Origin of the sequence: Olsenella sp. HMSC062G07, assembly GCF_001811895.1 — a bacterium.
In the GTDB taxonomy this organism is placed as follows: Bacteria; Actinomycetota; Coriobacteriia; order Coriobacteriales; family Atopobiaceae; genus Olsenella_F; species Olsenella_F massiliensis.
Genome location: NZ_KV806951.1, coordinates 812043 through 829360 on the forward strand (window position 1 = coordinate 812043; position 17318 = coordinate 829360).

Consider the following 17318-nt stretch of genomic DNA (forward strand, 5'->3'; position numbering starts at 1 on the left):
ACGTAGGTGGTTACTATAGTACCCATGCCCCGTCGGCGTAAGGAATGGGTGTCATCTGATGACAACATCACGCATCGAGAACATCTCGGACCCCCGCGTGCGCTCGTACGCCCGGCTTACCTCCCGCCAGCTGCAGCGTCGCCTCGAGCCCGACGAGGGCGTCGTCATCCTCGAGAGCCTGCTCGTCATCAGGACGGCCCTCAGGGAGGGCGTGCAGGTCCGCTCGGTGCTGGTGGACGAGCGTCACGTGGAAAAGCTGCTCGCGGACGTCCCCGAGCTCGACGGTTCCGACGTGGAGGTCTTCTGCGCGAGCCGTGCGGTCCTGAGCGGCATCTGCGGGTTCTCCGTCACGCGCGGCTATCTCGCCGAAGCTCGACGCCCCCGCCCCCTTCCTCAGGAGCGGCTGCTGCGCGCGGCGTCTCGCCTCGTCGTGCTCGAGGGGCTGACGGACGTCAGCAACGTCGGGGCCGCCTTCAGGTCGGCGGCGGCGCTCGGGGCCGACGGGGTCCTGCTCGCCCCTGGCTGTGCCGACCCCCTCAACCGCCGCGCGGTGCGGGTGTCCATGGGCACGGTCTTCCAGCTGCCGTGGGCGAGGGCGGAGGGGCCCTGGCCGCAGGGCGCGTTCGCGCAGATGGCCGAGCTCGGCGTCTGGCGCGTCGCCCTGGCGCTCACGCCCGAGGCGCGCCCGCTCGGCGAGCTGTCAAGGCTGCCCCAGGCACGCGGACCGATGGCCCTCGTCTTCGGGAGCGAGGGGTCGGGACTGTCGTCGTGCACCCTCTCGGCGTGCGACGTCCACGCCGTCATCCCCATGGCCGTCGGCGTGGACTCGCTCAACGTGGCCGCCTCAGTCGCCGTCGCCTGCTGGGAGCTCTTCGAGCGCCCTCACGCCCCGGCGTCGCGGCCCTAGGGCCTCAACGCCGTGTCGGTCGGGGCCCGTGGGGGTCCCCGACCGACACGATACGCGGTGGGACATGGGTCCTGACGCTAGGCTCGGGTGGGCAGGGTGGGCGCGAACCCGTCGTCACGTCTGAGGATGCGCATGAACTCCTCGCCCGTGATCGTCTCCTTCTTCTGGAGGTAGTGAGCGATCTCGTGCAGCTTGAAGCGGTTGTCCCGAAGGGTCTTGAGCGCCGTCTGACGTCCCTCCTCGACAAGCGCCCTGACCTCCTCGTCCACGTCGCGCGCCGTGCCCTCCGAGCAGGTGAGCTCCATGCCGCCGCCCAGGTATCGGTTGCGGCTCTCTCCAAGGGCCATCATGCCGTAGGTGTCCGACATGCCTAGCTGCGTGACCATGGCCCGCGCGATCTTGGTCGCCTTCTCTATGTCATTGGCCGCCCCGGAGGTGACCTGGCCAAAGATGAGCTCCTCGGCGGCGCGACCGCCGCAGAGCACGGCGATCTGCTGCTTGTACTCCTCGCGCGTCGTGAGGTAACGCTCGCTCTCCTCGGTTTGCATCGTGAAGCCGAGGGCGCCCGAGGTGCGCGGCACGATGGTGATCTTGGACACGGGCTGTCTGCCGTCCTGGACGGCGGCGACGATGGCGTGGCCCGTCTCGTGGTAGGCGACGATCTCCTTCTCGTGCTCCGAGAGCACCGCGGACTTCTTCTTCTCGCCGGCTATGACGACGTCAACGGACTCCTCTATGTCACGCTGGGTGACGCGGGTGCGGCCCAGGCGCACGGCCCTGAGCGCCGCCTCGTTGATCATGTTGGCAAGGTCGGCGCCGGAGGCGCCGGGGGTCTGGCGGGCGACGGCGCCAAAGTCCACGCCGCCCTCCATCTTCACGTCGTTGGCGTGCAGCTTGAGGATGGCCTCGCGTCCGGCGAGGTCCGGCAGCTCCACGGGGATGCGACGGTCGAAGCGCCCGGCGCGCAGGAGCGCCGCGTCAAGCGAGTCGGGACGGTTCGTGGCGGCCAGCACGACGATGCCCTTGTGGTTGTCAAAGCCGTCCATCTCGGCCAGGAGCTGGTTGAGCGTCTGCTCTCGCTCGTCGTTGGTGTTGAGGCCCGTGTCACGGCGCTTGCCCACCGTGTCGATCTCGTCAATGAAGATGATGCAGGGCGCCTTCTCCTTGGCCTGCTTAAAGAGGTCGCGCACCTTGGCGGCGCCGCGCCCCACGAACATTTCGACGAACTCGGAGCCCGAGATGGAGAAGAAGGGGACCTTCGCCTCGCCGGCGACCGCCTTGGCCAGCAGCGTCTTTCCCGTGCCGGGAGGGCCGACGAGCAGGGCGCCGCGCGGGCAGCGCGCGCCGATGGCGTTGTACTTCTCGGGGTGCTCCAGGAAGGAGACGATCTCCTCGAGGGACTCCTTCGCCTCGTCCTGCCCGGCGACGTCCCTGAAGGTTATGCCCGTCTCCTCTCCCTTGACCTCCTTGGCGCCGGAGCGTCCCAGCCCACCGCCGAAGCCCAGCCCGCCGCCGAAGTTCATGGAGGGGGCGTCGCCCATGGACTTGCGCAGACGGCGGTTGAGGAGCCACCCGCCACCGAGGATGAGGGCGAAGGGCAGCAGGTTGATGAGGAGGTAGAGCCACAGGCCCGCGCTCGCGTCAGGTATCTCGGCGACCATCTCGGCGCCGGACGCCTCCACCTTCTGGGCGAGGCTGTCGTCGTTGGGCCAGGCGGTGGTGCGAAACTCCTGGGAGTCTGCGCCGGTGCCGGTGGTGAAGCGGATCTGGTTGGCGCTCGTGTCGTAGGTGACCTTCTTCACCTCCCGGGCGTCGACCTTGGCGAGGAACTCGCTGTAGCTGACGTCCTTGATCTGCGTTGCCATGATGCTGGGATAGAGGTAGGTTCTCACGGTCAGCATCACGATGAGGGCAATCACGATATAGAGCGCCATTGACTTGCGCTTCTTGTTGTCGTCCATCTCCATTGCGGTGTTGGCTCCTTTGTCGTCTGCTCCCTGCGCCCGTCGCGTGGCGATGGCGCGTGGGTCACTCATACCCATTGGGCCGGACTCGCACGCCGGCGTCCTCAAACTGCGCAGATTGGGGACAACCCGCGCCGGCCGCCCGTCGTCGGCGCCGTCCGGCCGAGACCTGCGGCAGCCTGCGGGACAAACGGTGCCCGGTCGCAGCCTGCGGGGCCAACGGCGCCTAGCTGCGCTCCTTGAGCGTGCCGCAGCGGTAGGCGTCAAGGAGCGCCCTGAGGTCCGCGATCTGGGTCCTGATGTCGTCGCCGGTGTCGGTGTCCTTGATCTTCAGGTGCGGTACCTCCCTCTCGATGGTCGTTGACTCGCTCAGGATGTCGGCGTTGTCGCCCAGCGCCGCGTCGACCCCCATGAAGGGCAGGTGCGCCTTGATGCGCATGCCGTCGTCGGCGGAGATGAGCGTGTAGCCCGCGATGCCGGTGGTCTTGTGATAGGCCTCGCAGAAGCCCCCGTCGATCACGAGCAGCCGTCCCTCGCCCTTGATGGGGCTCTCACCGTCAATCGCCTTGACGGGCTTGTGGCCGTTGATGATGTGGGAGTGCTCGTCGTCCAGCCCGAACTCCTCCAGGATCTCCTCGCAGACGGCCCCCAGGCGGGTGGCCGTGAAGTAGGGGTCTTGCGGCTCGGCCCAGGACGAGCGGTCCTTCACGAAGCTCCGCTCGAAGGTCTTGACGACGCGGCCCGAGAGCGGGGAGTGCTTGCCGCACCAGAGGTACCACATCCAGTCGAGCGCCATCTGGTCGCCCACGTTCCACGCGCGCCGCGCGATGCGGTCGCAGAAGTCCATGAAGCCCCTGCCCGAATAGGGGTAGCCCTCGCAGATGACGGTGGAGAAGGTGCCGTCGGCCTCCAGCGGGATGCAGCCGTGGAAGAGGAGGTTGCCGTTGGACACCTGATAGACGGAGCCTCGCTCGTAGAGGAAGCCCACGTGGCGACGAAGCCGCTCGCTCTGCGAGAAGGCCTGCTCAAGCTCGGCGAGGACGTCGCCCTCCTCGGCCGAGAGCTCATAGGGGCGCTCGGGGTCCACGGTGGGGAAGTCGGTCGAAAAGAGCGGCAGGTCGCGACCGCCCACGTGCACCGTGCCGCCCGCGAGGTCCATCTGTCCCAAAAGCAGCCGCGACGTCATGTCAAAGTCGGGATGGCGCAGGATGAGCTGGCCCTCGACCTTGAAGAGGATGACCGAGATGGCCTTCTCCATGGGGGAGATGCCCCCGTCCGGCCGATAGGTGCGCTCGGCAAAGAGGGCGAGATTGCGCAGGGAGATGCCATAGGCCCTCTCAAGCATGTCGAAGCTGCGGTAGCGCACGTTGGTCCGGACCACCGCCGCGATGCAGGCCTGCGATCCCGCGGCCGCTCCCATCCAGCAGATGTCATGGTTGCCCCACTGGATGTCAAGGGAGTGGTACTCCATGAGGCGGTCCATGATCTTGTCGGCATGCGCCCCGCGGTCGAAGATGTCTCCGATCAGGTGGAGATGGTCAACGGCAAGGCGCTTGATGAGGGCGGCGAGCGATCGAATGAAGTGGTCTGCGGCGCCCGTCCCCACGACGGAGCGAATGATTTGCACGTGGTACTCATGGCGGCTCGTCTCGCCGGCCGCGGAGGCGTGCAGGAGTTCGTCGATGATGTAGGCATAGTCCACGGGCATGGCGCAGCGCACCTTGGAGCGGGTATAGAGGCCCGAGAGCGTGCGCGCCAGGCGCACGAGCAGCAGCAGCTGGGCCTCGTACCAGTTGCCGTCAAGCGTCTGTCGTGCGTGGAGCTGGCGCAGCTTCTGCCTGGGATAGTAGATGAGGGTGCACAGGTCGGCGCGCTCGGCGGCGTCGAGTTCGCCGGCGAACAGCGCGTCAACGCGCTCGCGAATGACGCCCGAGCAGTTGTTGAGGATGTGCTCGAAGGCCTCGTACTCGCCGTGCACGTCGCTCAGGAAGTGCTCGGTGCCCTTGGGAAGGTTGAGGATGGCCTCAAGGTTGATGATCTCGGTGAAGGCGGCCTGGCGCGTGGGGAAGCTCTGGGAGAGCAGCCGTAGGTACCGTAGCTGGTCGGGGTCGTCGTGCTGAGGATGCTGCGACATGTGGTCCTCCTTGCGCGGGGCGGGACGCGTCATTCCCGTGCGTCACGTTACCTACGAGTCTATCCATGCGTCACGTTATCTACGAGTCTATCTATGCGTCACGTTATCTAATTTCCACTTGTGACAGAGCGGGCCTCCCGTCTCAATGCGCAAGCTGTGAATTTCCGTGCGTGGTAGCAAGGTGGCGTACGGCACGATCGCAGGTGCCCATCGTGCGGCCGCTGGCGGCCATCCTGGCGGCGCAGGCTCGCACGTTCGCCTGTAGTCCCGGACGCCCGTCTGCCCGCCCGCAGGCGCTCATCTTGTCTTTTGACTCAGAATCAGTGCCGAATCGCCCCTAATGTGAGTAAAAAGGCAAGATGAGCGTGGAGGGCAAGCGTGTGAGAAGGCGCGAGGGCAAGCGCTCATCGTTATCGCAGGCGATAGGGAGGTCTCACCCGACCCCATTCGAGGTGCCACGCCCCCAACGTCATGCGGAGAGCTTCGCATCTATAGCCACGGACGTCCCTCGTGCGCTCGATGCCGTAGCTGGCAAGAAGACGAGAGAAGAAGTCCCTGTCAAGGACATCCATGAACGAGAAGCGCATGACGCGGGCGCCTGTGGCGCTGATCCGAGACTCGCGGAGCCGTTCGTCCGCGAGGATGTCTATGCTGCTACGACCACCTGTCATGGCGGGGTTGACGTACTTCTCGCGCCCGTCCAGCTCGCCGACGACGCGACTCCCGTCGGGAAGGTCCCAGAGGAAGTCCGCCCTGTAGACCGCTCCTGGGACAAAGGGGTCGCGTAGGGGAACTTGCAGCCTGGGAGGAGAAAAGCCCAGCTCAAGCATGGTCGCCCGCGCGATGGACTCGCCACCGCTCTCCGCTCTGCCGTCAGCAAACTGAAGCGTTGCCAGCGCCCCCTTGAGCCCCCGCTCTCCTGCGTGGAGCGCGCACATGCGGTCGATGAGGCTTCCGGGGCTTACGTGTCCCATTGCGCGAAGCGTGGAGTCTGCCAGGGCCAACCCCTCGGGCAGCCTCATCCGCCTCAGGCAGTCAAATGCGGTCCTCTCGAGGCTCGTGACCGTGACCCCATCTATCCGCTGGTTGTTGTGACGTGCCGGTACGCGATGGCGGCAGACCAGGCTCGTGCTCTGCGCGGGACGCCGGGGAGGCGTGGCAACATGGAGCCTCTTCCCCTCCCTGACTGACACGGAGAGCCCGTGCACGATGGCCGCGCTCGCCTCGCAGAACACCCAGGACGGATGCTTGAGCGAAAGGGCGCGCATCAGCCATAGCGCCTGATCGCGCCAGTCAAGCCCCTGCCAAGTGCCGAGCCGTGCGTACATGCCTCTTGCAGGCGAGATGACCGTCCCCATGGCACGCAGCCGCCGCATCTTCTCCCTGTCAGCCCTGCTTGCAGGCATGCAAGCCCTTCTCGAGCCCTCCGCCTCGTCAAGAAGGGCCTCGGCTCGTGCATCAGCGACTTTTGACATGACGGCTTCTCCTCCGTTCTGGCACATGCTCCCCTACGTGCCCATGTGGCCTCTCAGTATGGGACCATCTCGACATCAACTGGCGACGAACGCGAACATTCGTCATGCGTGACATGCGGCAAGCTGGCGTCTGACTGGCTCAACAGGCACATTGTGCTGCGCTGACCCAATGACAGAGACTTCGAAAAAAGTGCTTGGAGACAGGCTCGATCATAGTGGGCACGTGCGAGCGCAGCTGTCGCGACTCCCACGCTCCTTGCCACTCTCCCGAGGCGCGCGTCATGTCGTACTGCCTTGATGTCCTCGTGCCGTCATGTCTTGATGTTGCAGGTCACAACAAATTGCCATGCCCATCTTGCCTTTTGACACACAATCGGGGCCGAATCGACGCAAAAGTGAGCAATAACACAAGATGAGTGCTGAGAAAGGTGCCAGGGGTCCCGACGAGCGCCGAGGGGAGTGGGCGCCAGGGCCTAGTGCGGGGCGCACGGCGTGGCATGTGTCGGCGCGGCAGAGGTCGGAACAGGAAGTCGGAGCAAGGCACGAAGCCCGCCGCCGTGCTATCATGCTCCCCAATGCTGTGAAGGGGACAGTACGAGGGACCGGCCGTTGCACAGAGAGCGGGGAGGGTGAGATCCCGCCAGCGGCCCCCGAGGAAGATCACCCCGGAGCTGCGGCCCCAACGCGTCAGCGCGCCCACCCAGGCGCCGGCGACGTCAGTAGGCGCCGACGGAGTGGCCGCCGAGACAGGCCAGCCGAGTTGCGGCACATGGCCGCTTGCTGGGTGGTTTCAACGAAGTCCGACCGTCAGGGCGCTTCGTCCCAGCAACAAGGGACGGGCGCCTTTTTGGCGCCCAGGCAGAAGGGATGCGCGCGGTGGCAAACAGGTACAAGGACACGACCAACCTTCCCAAGACGAAGTTTCCCATGAGGGCGAACCTCGCCCAGAACGAGCCGGCGCGGCTGCGGGACTGGGAGCGCAACAAGGTCTACGAGCAGCTCATGGCCAAGAACGAGGGGCATGACAAGTTCGTCCTGCACGACGGTCCCCCCTATGCCAACGGCCCCATCCACCTGGGTCATGCCCAGAACAAGATCTCCAAGGACATCATCAACCGCTACTGGGCGATGCGCGGCTTCCAGACCCCCTACGTGCCCGGCTGGGACTGCCACGGCCAGCCCATCGAGCACAAGGTGGAGGAGACGCTCGGCACTGCGAAGTTCAACGAGCTTCCCACCGAGAAGATTCGCGAGCTCTGCCGCACGATGGCCGTCGAGCAGGTGGACACGCAGCGCCAGGGCTTCAAGCGCCTGGGCGTCCTCGGCGAGTGGGACAACCCCTATCTCACCTACGTCAACGACTATGACGCGACGGACGTCGAGATCTTCAAGGCCATCTTCGACAAGGGCGCCATCTATCGCGGACGCAAGCCGGTCCACTGGTGCAGCCACTGCCACACCGCCCTCTCCGAGGCCGAGATAGAGTATGCGGACGAGGTCTCACCGGCCATATTCGTGCGCTTCGAGATGACGACGGTGCCCGAGGGGCTCGAGGGCTGGGCGGGCCGGCTCTGGGTTGACATCTGGACGACGACGCCCTGGACCCTGCCCGCCGACGCCGCCGTCATCCTCCATCCCGAGGCCCGCTACGTGGCCGTCGTGGTGGACGGCCGCGCCGAGATCATGGCAGAGGCCCTCCATGAGCGCTGCTGCGCCAAGTTTGGCTACGAGCGCTTTGAGCTCGCGCGCGACGCGGCGGGCGAGGTCTGGAGCATGAGCGGGGCGGAGCTCGCCCACAATCGCTATCGTCAGCCCGTCTTCGGCGACGCGGGCGAGACGGGCGAGTTCATCTTCGCCGACTACGTCACCCTCGACGACGGTACGGGCATCGTCCACTCCGCGCCCGGCCACGGCGTGGATGACTACGTCGCCGGTGTCAAGTTTGGCATCCCGGTGATTATGCCCGTGGACGACGATGGCGTCTTCTTCAAGGGCGACGCCATCGGCAGCGGAGGCCCCTGGGGCGCCATGGAGGTCAACGAGGCCAACCCCAAGATCATCGCGTGGCTCGAGGAGCGCGGCACGCTCATCCTGCACGAGGACATCACGCACAGCTATCCGCACTGCTGGCGCTGCAAGCGACCGGTCATCTTCCGCGCTACGAGCCAATGGTTCGTCTCGATGGACAAGACCAACCTGCGCGCCGAGGCCCTCGAGGCCCTCTCCCACGTCGCCTTCTATCCGGCGCACGCCGTCAAGCGCATCGGCTCCATGGTCGAGGGCAGGCCGGACTGGTGCATCTCGCGCCAGCGCAACTGGGGCGTGCCCATCCCGGCCTACACCTGCGAGGACTGCGGCGAGACGGTCATGAGCGACGCTACGCTCGACAGGGTCGTGACGCTCTTTCGCGAGAAGGGCTCGGACGCCTGGTTCACGGACGACCCCAAGGACTACCTGGGAGATGCCTGCGTCTGCCCCTCCTGCGGCGGGCACCGCCTCAAGCCCAACCGCGACATCCTCGACGTCTGGTGGGACTCGGGCGTCTCGCACACCGCCGTGTGCCGCCACCGACCCAACCTCGCCTTCCCCGCCGACTTGTACCTCGAGGGCTCCGACCAGCATCGCGGCTGGTTCATGAGCTCGCTCATGACGTCGGTGGGCGCCTACGGCGTCGCTCCCTACAAGGCCGTCGTGAGCCAGGGCTTCACCCTCGACGGCCAGGGGCGCAAGATGTCAAAGTCCCTGGGCAACGTCATCGACCCCAACAAGGAGTGCGACACCCGCGGGGCGGACGTGCTGCGCCTGTGGGTGGCCTCCGTGGACACCTCCGCCGACGTCCCCTGCGACGACGCGATCCTCTCGCATGTGGGCGACGCCTACCGCAAGGTCCGCAACACCTTCCGCTTCCTGCTGGGCGAGCTTGAGGGCCAGTTTGACCTCGCGGCGGACGGCCTTGCGGTGGAGGAGCTGCTTGCTCTGGACAAGCTTGCCGTGGCGCGCCTGTGCCAGGTGCACGACGAGGTGTCCGCCGCCTACGAGGGCTATCGCTTCAACGTGGTCTTCCGCACGCTCTACGACTACATCATCACCGAGCTCTCCAACGACTACCTCAACGCGACCAAGGACCGCACCTACTGTGACGCCGTCGGATCCCGCGGCCGCAGGAGCGCCCAGACGGCCTGGTCGTACATCCTCTCCATGCTCGTCCACGACTTCCAGCCCATCCTCGCCTACACCACCGACGAGGTCATGGCCTACCTGCCCCCCTCGCTCAAGGACGGGCAGGAGTTCGCCGCCCTGCTCGACTGGTTCCAGGCGCCTCTCGGCAGGGACGCATACGAGGCGCTGCTGCCTGCCTACGAGGCACTCGGCCAGGCTCGCTCGGCCTTCACGAAGGCGTACGACCGGGCGCTCGAGTCCGGCGTCGTCACCGAGAAGAGCAGCTCCGCCACACGCGCCGAGCTCGTGCTGCCGCATGACATGTTCGAGCTGCTGAGTGGCGACGCCGCGCCCGACCTCGCCGAGGCCTTCGTGTGCTCCGAGGTCAACGTGAGCGAGGGCGAGGAGCTCGCCTGCGAGGTGCTGCCCGCCCGCGGCGAGAAGTGCCCCCGCTGCTGGACCTGGCACGAGCTTGGCGAGGACGGCCTGTGCGAGAGGTGTCACGATGTCATCAGCGCGCAGTAGCGCCGTGCCGCGTCGCGTTTGCCCGGACGTCCGGGCGCAGGGGGGTGAGTGAGGTCATGGGACACGGTCCTGCCTCGGTCCGGGGGCTGCGCGCCGTCAGCTTCTGGCTCGTCATCATCGTGGCCGTCCTCGTCGACCAGGCCACGAAGGCTGCCGTGCGCGCCCGTGTGCCCGAGGGCGCGCACGCGCGGCTCATCCCCGGCGTCGTGGACCTCACGAGGGTGCAGAACACAGGCGCCGCATTCAGCGTGGGGGAGGGCAAGGGGCTGCTGTTCGTCGCCATCGCGCTTTTTACGGTGGTCGTCTGCTGCTATCTGGTCTGGACGCAGGAGCTGCCCCTGACGCTCGCGATCGCCCTGGGCTTCGTGTCCGGCGGCGGCCTGGGAAACATGATCGACCGGCTTGCGCTGGGGGCCGTGACGGACTTTCTCTCCCTCTCGTTCGTATCGTTTCCGGTCTTCAACGTCGCGGACGTCTTCGTGACGCTGGGCGTCGGCTGCGCGCTCGTGGGCTGGTGGGTCTGGGACGTGCGGCGTGCCCGACAGGACGAGCGCGGCTGACGAGGCGTGAGGGCGCGCCCGCAGGCGCATGCCCGACCCTTGCGCGACGCTGCAGGAGGTGAACCATGGCAGAGAGGCTCGTCGAGGGCCTGGTGGGGCCCGAGGGGGACGGCCTGCGCCTTGACGCGTTTCTTGCGACGCTCGAGGGGGCTCCCTCGCGCTCGGCCTGCGTTCGCCTCATCGAGTCCGGCGACGTGAGCATCAACGGCACGGCCGCGGCGTCAAAGTCGGAACGCCTGCTTCTGGGCGACCGCGTCCGGGCGCGCGTGCCGGTGCTCGAGACCACGGGCCCCCTCGCCCCCAACCCGGACATCGCCCTGGACGTCCGCCTTGAGGACGATCATCTCCTCGTCCTGTCCAAGCAGGCTGGCCTCGTGTGCCACCCGAGCCCGGGGCATGTGGACGACACCCTCGCCAACGCCCTCGTCGCCCGCTGCGGCTACGGCAGGCTCGGGCTTCTCCAGGGTGACGAGCGCCCGGGCATCGTCCACAGGCTCGACATGGACACCTCCGGGCTCATGGTGGCAGCAAAGGACGACGCGACCCAGCGTGCCCTGCAGGACCTCATACGTCTGCGCACGCTCGACCGTCGCTACGTGACGCTCGTGCAGGGCTACGTGGCCGTCGAGGAGGCGACCATCACCACCGGCATCGCCCGCTCCACGCGGGACCGCCTGCGCATGGCGGTCACGGACGACCCGCTGGCCCGCCAGGCGATCACCACATTCAGGACGCTCGAGCGCTTTGAGGCGACCCGGCGCGACGAGGGCTTCTCGCTGCTGGAGTGCCACCTGTACACGGGGCGCACCCACCAGATTCGTGTGCACATGCGTCACGTCGGCCATCCCGTGGTGGGAGACTCGCTCTACGGCATGGGCAACGCCTTCCGGAACCTGGGTCTGACCCGACAGTTCCTGCACTCCTGGCATCTCGCCTTCACCCACCCCGTCACGGGCAAGGACCTGGTCTTTGCCGACCGGCTCCCCGACGACCTGCTCGCTGTACTAGAATCACTGACAGAACGTTCCATGGGGCGCACCCGGGCGGGACAGGACATCTGTCCCCGGCTCGCGAGACGCGTCTTGTAGCGCCCGCTCGCGAAAGAGGCTCGTTGTGGACATGCTCAAGGTCGGCGTCACGCCCATCGTCATCTTCAACGCCGTCATGTGGGTGTTTTTCACCTTTGCGTACTTCTACCAGGTCGTCTACATCATTCGCGTCTGGCTGCACGGCGAGGTGCGCCTTCCCGAGGCCGAGATTGACCACTCCTACGCGTTCGTGATCGCCGCGCACAACGAGGAGCCGGTCATCGGCAACCTCGTGAGGTCCATCCTCACCCAGCGCTACGACGGGCTCATCGACTGCTTCGTCATCGCAGACGCCTGCACGGACAAGACGGCGCAGATGGCCAAGGAGGCGGGCGCCATCACCTGGGAGCGCAACGACCTCGCGCGCAAGGGCAAGAGCTGGGTGCTCGACTATGCGTTCGACCGCATCCTCAACGAGTACGGCGACAAGTACGAGGCGTTCTTCGTCATGGACGCCGACAACATCGTCGCCCCCGACTACGTCAAGATCATGAATCAGGCGTTTGACGCCGGCTACCTGGTCTGCACGAGCTACCGCAACTCAAAGAACTTCGACTCCAGCTGGATCAGCTCCGCGTATGCCACCTGGTTTTTGCGCGAGGCCAAATACCTCAACAACGCGCGCATGCTCATGGGCACGAGCTGCGCCATATCGGGGTCGGGCTGGATGGTGGCCGCGAGCATCGTGCGCGGCATGCACGGCTGGCGCTTCCACACCCTCACCGAGGACATCCAGTTCTCCGCCTTCTGCTGCGCCCACGGCATTCGCATCGGATATGCCCCCGCGGAGTTCTTTGACGAGCAGCCGGTCACCTTCCGCGCGTCCTGGACGCAGCGCATGAGATGGACGAAGGGGTTCTATCAGGTGTTCTTCTCATACTGCGGCAACCTTGTGCACGGCATTCGCTCAGGCCAGTTTGCCTCCTACGACATGCTCATGACCGTGGCGCCCGGCATGATCCTCACGCTGGTCTCTGCCATCGTCAACGCCACCTACCTCGTCATCGGCTCGCTCAGCCACGGCTTCATCGCCACGAACGCCGAGCTCGCCATGTGCGTCGCGTCGCTGGTGATGACATTTGCCTCCATGTACGTTGTCTTCTTCATCCTGGCCCTCATCACGACCATCAGCGAGCGCAAGCACATTCACGTCACCAAGCGCTGGCGCGTCGTCACGAACCTTTTCACCTTCCCGATCTTCATGATGACGTACATCCCCATCACGATCGCCGCTCTCTTCAAGAAGGTCGAGTGGGTCCCCACCAAGCACGACATCGCCGTGAACTTTGATGACGTCGTGGGGGAGGGCGCCAAGTAGGGGAGGGCGCCGGGCGGCCTCGTCCGAAGGAGGGCGTGCGCCCGCGCGGGCGCGCCAGTCGTCGCGCACCGGGTTTTCAAGTTGTCAGCTTCCGGCAGCCCGGGGGCATGACCCACGCCAGCCATAGATGCTAGAATCCTCTCTAGCCCACCCCTGCATCCGACTGGCAAAGGAGTCGTCCATGGCGGTTTTCTTCGAGGGAGAGTCCCACACCTTCTCTGAGTATCTGTTGGTCCCTGGCTACTCCTCGCATGAGAACGTCCCCGCCAACGTGTCGCTCGACACCCCGCTCGTGCGCTTCCGCAAGGGCGAGAAGCCCGCCCTCACCATGCACGTGCCGCTCGTCTCGGCCATCATGCAGGCCGTCTCGGGACCGCGCCTTGCGATCGCCCTCGCCCAGGAGGGCGGCGTCTCGTTCATCTATGGCTCCCAGTCGCCCGATGACGAGGCCGCCATGGTCCGCGAGGTCAAGACGTACAAGGCCGGGTTCGTGGTGTCCGACTCCACGCTCGCCCCCGACATGACGCTTCAGGACGTGCTGGACATCCGCGACCGCACGGGACACTCCACCATGCCCGTCACCGACGACGGGAGGCCCCACGGCCGCTTCGCGGGCATCGTCACGAGCCGCGACTACCGGGTCTCCCGCGACGACCGCAACAAGCTCGTGCGCGAGTTCATGACCCCCGCGGCGGAGTGCATCACGACCAACGTAAAAAGCACGCTCAAGACTTGCAACGACATCATCTGGGACAACAAGCTCAACTCGCTGCCCGTCATCGACGACGAGGGCAGGCTCTCGTCCCTCGTGTTTCGCAAGGACTATGACGCGCACAAGTCCCGCCCCGACGAGCTCATCGACGAACGCAAGCGCTATGTCGTGGGCGCGGGCATCAACACCCGCGACTACGCCGAGCGCGTCCCCAAGCTGGTCGAGGCCGGCGCGGACGTGCTGTGCATCGACTCGTCCGAGGGCTTCTCGGAGTGGCAGAAGCTCACGCTCGGCTGGGTGCGCGAGCGCTATGGCGAGAGCGTCAAGGTGGGCGCCGGCAACGTCGTGGACGCTGAGGGCTTTCGCTACCTCGCCGACTGCGGCGCCGACTTCGTGAAGGTGGGCATCGGCGGCGGCTCCATCTGCATCACGCGCGAGCAGAAGGGCATCGGCCGCGGCCAGGCGTCCGCCCTCATCGACGTGTGCCGCGCGCGTGACGAGTACTTTGAGGAGACCGGCATCTACGTGCCCGTGTGCTCGGACGGCGGCATCGTCTACGACTATCACATGACGCTCGCGCTTGCCATGGGCGCCGACTTCCTCATGCTGGGACGCTACTTCGCGCGCTTTGACGAGTCGCCCACGCGCCGCCTTAACGTCAACGGCTCCTACGTGAAGGAGTACTGGGGCGAGGGCTCGGCCCGCGCGCGCAACTGGCAGCGCTATGACCTTGGGGACGAGAAGCGGGGCCTCTCGTTCGTGGAGGGCGTTGACTCCTACGTTCCCTACGCCGGCCCGCTCAAGGACAACGTTGACACCTCGCTCACGAAGGTTCGCTCCACCATGTGCAACTGCGGCGCGCTGACCCTGCCAGAGCTTCGCGAGAAGGCCAAGATCACCCTCGTGTCCGCCACCTCGCTCGTCGAGGGCGGCGCCCACGATGTGATTCTCAAGGACGCCGACTCCAACGTCCAGTTCAGGTCCTAGCGCGCCCTTGGTCAGGCGACGTCACGGGGGAGGCGGTGGGGATGGCTGACACGAACGGCTGGGACGACGACGAGGAAGTCGACCTGCTCCACGAGGTTGACGCCGCCCTCGCCCAGATCGACTTCAAGGGCATGGCCGCCTCGCTCGCGAGGACGGCGGCGGACGTCGCCCAGGAGCTGGGCCTGGCAAGGCGCGACCCCTCTCCCTACATCATCTGCGAGCGAGACGCGCTCTTGCGCGGCACCGGTGAGATTGCGGGCGGCCTCATGGCGGGTCTGGTGGCGCTTCCCCTGCTGACCCTGGGCATCTCCTTCGCTGCCGCCGGCCTGCGGGGCCCCGGGATCGTGGCGATCGTTCTCGGAGCCTTGGCCGGGTGGGGGGCAAAGACCCTCGTCGGGCGCGGCGTCGGCCGACGCCGCATGACCAAGCTGCTGAAGGCGATGTCGGACGAGCTCGGCGACACGGAGCTCATCACGCTGAGGGAGCTGGCGGGACGGGTGGAGGTCACCCAGGACCGTCTGCGCCCGCTCGTGAGCGACGCCATCGACCGCGGCTTCATCCCGCAGGGCCACCTGGGCATGCTTCAGGGCGCTGAGACCCTCTTCCTGAGCTCGCGCTCATGGGACGAGGCTCATGTCGTCAGGGACGAGTCGTGCGGCACAGAGGACGTGCTGGGCGCGTGCGCCTCCTTCGTGCGAAGCGTCCGGGCCGTGGGCGAGCGCATCGAGGACATGGAGGCACGGGCGCTTCTGGGGCAGATAGCCGCCAGGGTCGAGGGCATCACCGCCTACGTGAGGGCGCATCCCCAGACCGCCTCGCGAATGCGTCGCGTCGCCTCGTACTACCTGCCCACGACGCTCAAGCTGGCGGACTCCTTCGCCGAGCTGGAGTCGCACGGCGCCCAGAGCGTGACGGCGCGAACGATCCTAGGCGAGCTCAAGGGCACGTTCAAACAGGTGGGTGCCGGGCTCTCCAAGCTGTCGGACGAGCTTCTCACCGAGCAGTCGTGGGATCTCGCCGGTGACATGAGCGTCATGCGCACGATGCTCGAGCAGGACGGCCTCGTCGATGACGGCGGCGCCCTGAGGCCCCGGCCCTAGAGCGTCGCCGACGCCTTTCGGGCCTGCTGCCCGGTCCGTTGCTTGTGGCCGCCTTGGCGGCGGCGAGGCTAGTGTCGTGACGCCTCAAGGAGCTTCGTCTTGAGCTCGCCCTCTATCTTGGCGAGCTCAGCTTCGGCAAGACGCCGCTTCTCGCGACCCTCCGTCTGGATGCGCGACACCTCGTCGAGGGTGGAGATGAGCTGCTCGTTGGTGTGCTGCAGCGTCTCGATGTCAACGACGCCGCGCTCCGCCTCCCGGGCGGCCTCGGCGGAGGCGATCTTGAGCTGGTCGGCGTTCTTCCTGAGGAGCTCGTTTGTCATGTCGGCCACGGCGCGCTGAGCGCGGGCTGCCTGGTTCGCGTGCTCGACGCCCAGGGCGATGACCATCTGGTTCTTCCACAGGGGGATGGTGTTCACCACGGTGGATTGGATCTTCTCGGCCATAACGGCGTCGGAGCTTTGGACGAGACGGATCTGGGGAGCCGTCTGGAGCGCCACCTGCCGCGTGAGCTCGAGGTCATAGATGCGCTTCTCGAAGCGGTCGCACTTCTGGGAGAGGTCGCGGGCGGCCTGGGCGTCCTCGGCGAGGCCGCTTTGGGCGGCCTTGGCCTGAAGCGCCGCGAGGTCCTCGCTGCGCACGGTGGCGAGCTTCTCCTTGCCGGCTGCCACGTACATCGTCAGCTCCTTGAAATAGGCCTCGTTGAGGTCGTAGAGCTGGTCGAGGAGGGCGATGTCCTTGAGGAGCGTCCTCTGGTGGGTCTCGAGGATGCCCGAGATGCCGTCGACGTTCTTCTCGACCTCGCTGTAGCGGGCCTTGAGCGCCTCGAGGTTGTTCTTGGCCTTGTGGAAAAGCCCCAAGAGGCCCGTGTCCTTCTGGTTGGGGTCGAAGTTCTTGAGCGTCACGACGAGCGCGTTGATGTCGTCGCCGACCTCGCCCAGGTCATGTCCGCGAACGCCTGCGAGCGCGCGCTCCGAGAACTCCGAGACCTTGCGCTGGGACCCCACCCCATAGGCGAGGACGCCCGCCGTGTCGGTGACGTCGATCTTACGGGCGAACTCGCTGATCTTGGCGCGCTCCTCTGGTGTGAGGGACGAGACGAGGGCCTCATCGCGTGTCGGCGCCGCGCCTGAGGGCTCGGAGGGCGTCGCGGCCGGCGAGCCAAACTCGAGCTCGGGCTCCGGGACGTCAAGCTTGATGTCTTCAAAGGCGTCTGACATGTGTTCCTCCCGATGACGGGTGCCGACGGGCACCTCGCGTGCTTTTGTGACATCAGTGTAGCGGTGGGGAGGCGCACTGCGTGCGTACCGTCGGTAAACTCGGGTCAAATGAGCGCATTTGCCCAAACCCGTACCGATGCCTGACGATCCGCTTACCTATGGTCCCCATGCC

The 17318-nt window shown here is 66.4% G+C and carries 11 protein-coding genes; 7 read left to right on the top strand and 4 right to left on the bottom strand.

Annotated elements, in window-relative coordinates; translation table 11 throughout:
- The first annotated feature begins 58 nt into the window (after positions 1–58).
- Complete coding sequence (locus HMPREF2826_RS06785; protein ID WP_070640440.1) at positions 59–907, top strand: TrmH family RNA methyltransferase; 849 nt, start codon at positions 59–61, stop codon at positions 905–907.
- Between the two features lie 77 nt (positions 908–984).
- On the opposite strand, the gene ftsH is transcribed toward HMPREF2826_RS06785, so the two are convergent.
- From ftsH to HMPREF2826_RS06800, 3 genes are all read right to left on the bottom strand, one after another.
- The gene (gene ftsH, locus HMPREF2826_RS06790; RefSeq protein WP_070640442.1) at positions 985–2874 is read right to left on the bottom strand and encodes an ATP-dependent zinc metalloprotease FtsH; all 1890 of its coding nucleotides are present in this window, start codon (positions 2872–2874) and stop codon (positions 985–987) included.
- A 223-nt stretch (positions 2875–3097) separates the two neighbouring features.
- Positions 3098–5005 (bottom strand): fructose-bisphosphatase class III, encoded by a 1908-nt coding sequence (locus tag HMPREF2826_RS06795; protein WP_070640444.1) that lies wholly within the window; start codon positions 5003–5005, stop codon positions 3098–3100.
- A gap of 410 nt (positions 5006–5415) precedes the next feature.
- Positions 5416–6480 (bottom strand): type IV toxin-antitoxin system AbiEi family antitoxin domain-containing protein, encoded by a 1065-nt coding sequence (locus HMPREF2826_RS06800; protein WP_070640445.1) that lies wholly within the window; start codon positions 6478–6480, stop codon positions 5416–5418.
- A gap of 876 nt (positions 6481–7356) precedes the next feature.
- Between HMPREF2826_RS06800 and ileS the strand changes: the two genes are divergently transcribed.
- The 6 genes from ileS to HMPREF2826_RS06830 all read left to right on the top strand — a co-directional run bounded on the left by ileS (position 7357) and on the right by HMPREF2826_RS06830 (position 15929).
- Complete coding sequence (ileS, locus tag HMPREF2826_RS06805) at positions 7357–10164, top strand: isoleucine--tRNA ligase (RefSeq protein ID WP_083307411.1); 2808 nt, start codon at positions 7357–7359, stop codon at positions 10162–10164.
- A 56-nt stretch (positions 10165–10220) separates the two neighbouring features.
- Positions 10221–10724, top strand: coding sequence for a signal peptidase II (gene lspA / locus HMPREF2826_RS06810; RefSeq protein ID WP_083307322.1), 504 nt, complete (start codon positions 10221–10223; stop codon positions 10722–10724).
- 65 nt (positions 10725–10789) lie between these two features.
- Positions 10790–11812 carry an RluA family pseudouridine synthase gene (locus HMPREF2826_RS06815; RefSeq protein ID WP_070640449.1) on the top strand — a complete coding sequence of 341 codons (1023 nt, stop codon included), beginning with the start codon at positions 10790–10792 and terminating at the stop codon, positions 11810–11812.
- A gap of 31 nt (positions 11813–11843) precedes the next feature.
- Positions 11844–13130 carry a glycosyltransferase family 2 protein gene (locus HMPREF2826_RS06820; RefSeq protein ID WP_070641237.1) on the top strand — a complete coding sequence of 429 codons (1287 nt, stop codon included), beginning with the start codon at positions 11844–11846 and terminating at the stop codon, positions 13128–13130.
- A gap of 181 nt (positions 13131–13311) precedes the next feature.
- Positions 13312–14829, top strand: coding sequence for an IMP dehydrogenase (locus HMPREF2826_RS06825; protein WP_058270459.1), 1518 nt, complete (start codon positions 13312–13314; stop codon positions 14827–14829).
- A gap of 41 nt (positions 14830–14870) precedes the next feature.
- Entirely contained in the window at positions 14871–15929 is a 1059-nt protein-coding gene (locus HMPREF2826_RS06830; protein ID WP_070640451.1) for a 5-bromo-4-chloroindolyl phosphate hydrolysis family protein, read from the top strand.
- A 68-nt stretch (positions 15930–15997) separates the two neighbouring features.
- On the opposite strand, the gene HMPREF2826_RS06835 is transcribed toward HMPREF2826_RS06830, so the two are convergent.
- Positions 15998–17146 (bottom strand): toxic anion resistance protein, encoded by a 1149-nt coding sequence (locus HMPREF2826_RS06835; RefSeq protein WP_070640453.1) that lies wholly within the window; start codon positions 17144–17146, stop codon positions 15998–16000.
- Between the last annotated feature and the right edge of the window lie 172 nt (positions 17147–17318).

Bases quoted from the DNA above. Each gene is read 5' to 3' on its own strand.
- HMPREF2826_RS06785 (WP_070640440.1), top strand. From the start codon at position 59: ATGACAACATCACGCATCGAGAACATCTCGGACCCCCGCGTGCGCTCG.
- ftsH (WP_070640442.1), bottom strand. From the start codon at position 2,874: ATGGAGATGGACGACAACAAGAAGCGCAAGTCAATGGCGCTCTATATC.
- HMPREF2826_RS06795 (WP_070640444.1), bottom strand. From the start codon at position 5,005: ATGTCGCAGCATCCTCAGCACGACGACCCCGACCAGCTACGGTACCTA.
- HMPREF2826_RS06800 (WP_070640445.1), bottom strand. From the start codon at position 6,480: ATGTCAAAAGTCGCTGATGCACGAGCCGAGGCCCTTCTTGACGAGGCG.
- lspA (WP_083307322.1), top strand. From the start codon at position 10,221: ATGGGACACGGTCCTGCCTCGGTCCGGGGGCTGCGCGCCGTCAGCTTC.
- HMPREF2826_RS06815 (WP_070640449.1), top strand. From the start codon at position 10,790: ATGGCAGAGAGGCTCGTCGAGGGCCTGGTGGGGCCCGAGGGGGACGGC.
- HMPREF2826_RS06820 (WP_070641237.1), top strand. From the start codon at position 11,844: ATGCTCAAGGTCGGCGTCACGCCCATCGTCATCTTCAACGCCGTCATG.
- HMPREF2826_RS06825 (WP_058270459.1), top strand. From the start codon at position 13,312: ATGGCGGTTTTCTTCGAGGGAGAGTCCCACACCTTCTCTGAGTATCTG.
- HMPREF2826_RS06830 (WP_070640451.1), top strand. From the start codon at position 14,871: ATGGCTGACACGAACGGCTGGGACGACGACGAGGAAGTCGACCTGCTC.
- HMPREF2826_RS06835 (WP_070640453.1), bottom strand. From the start codon at position 17,146: ATGTCAGACGCCTTTGAAGACATCAAGCTTGACGTCCCGGAGCCCGAG.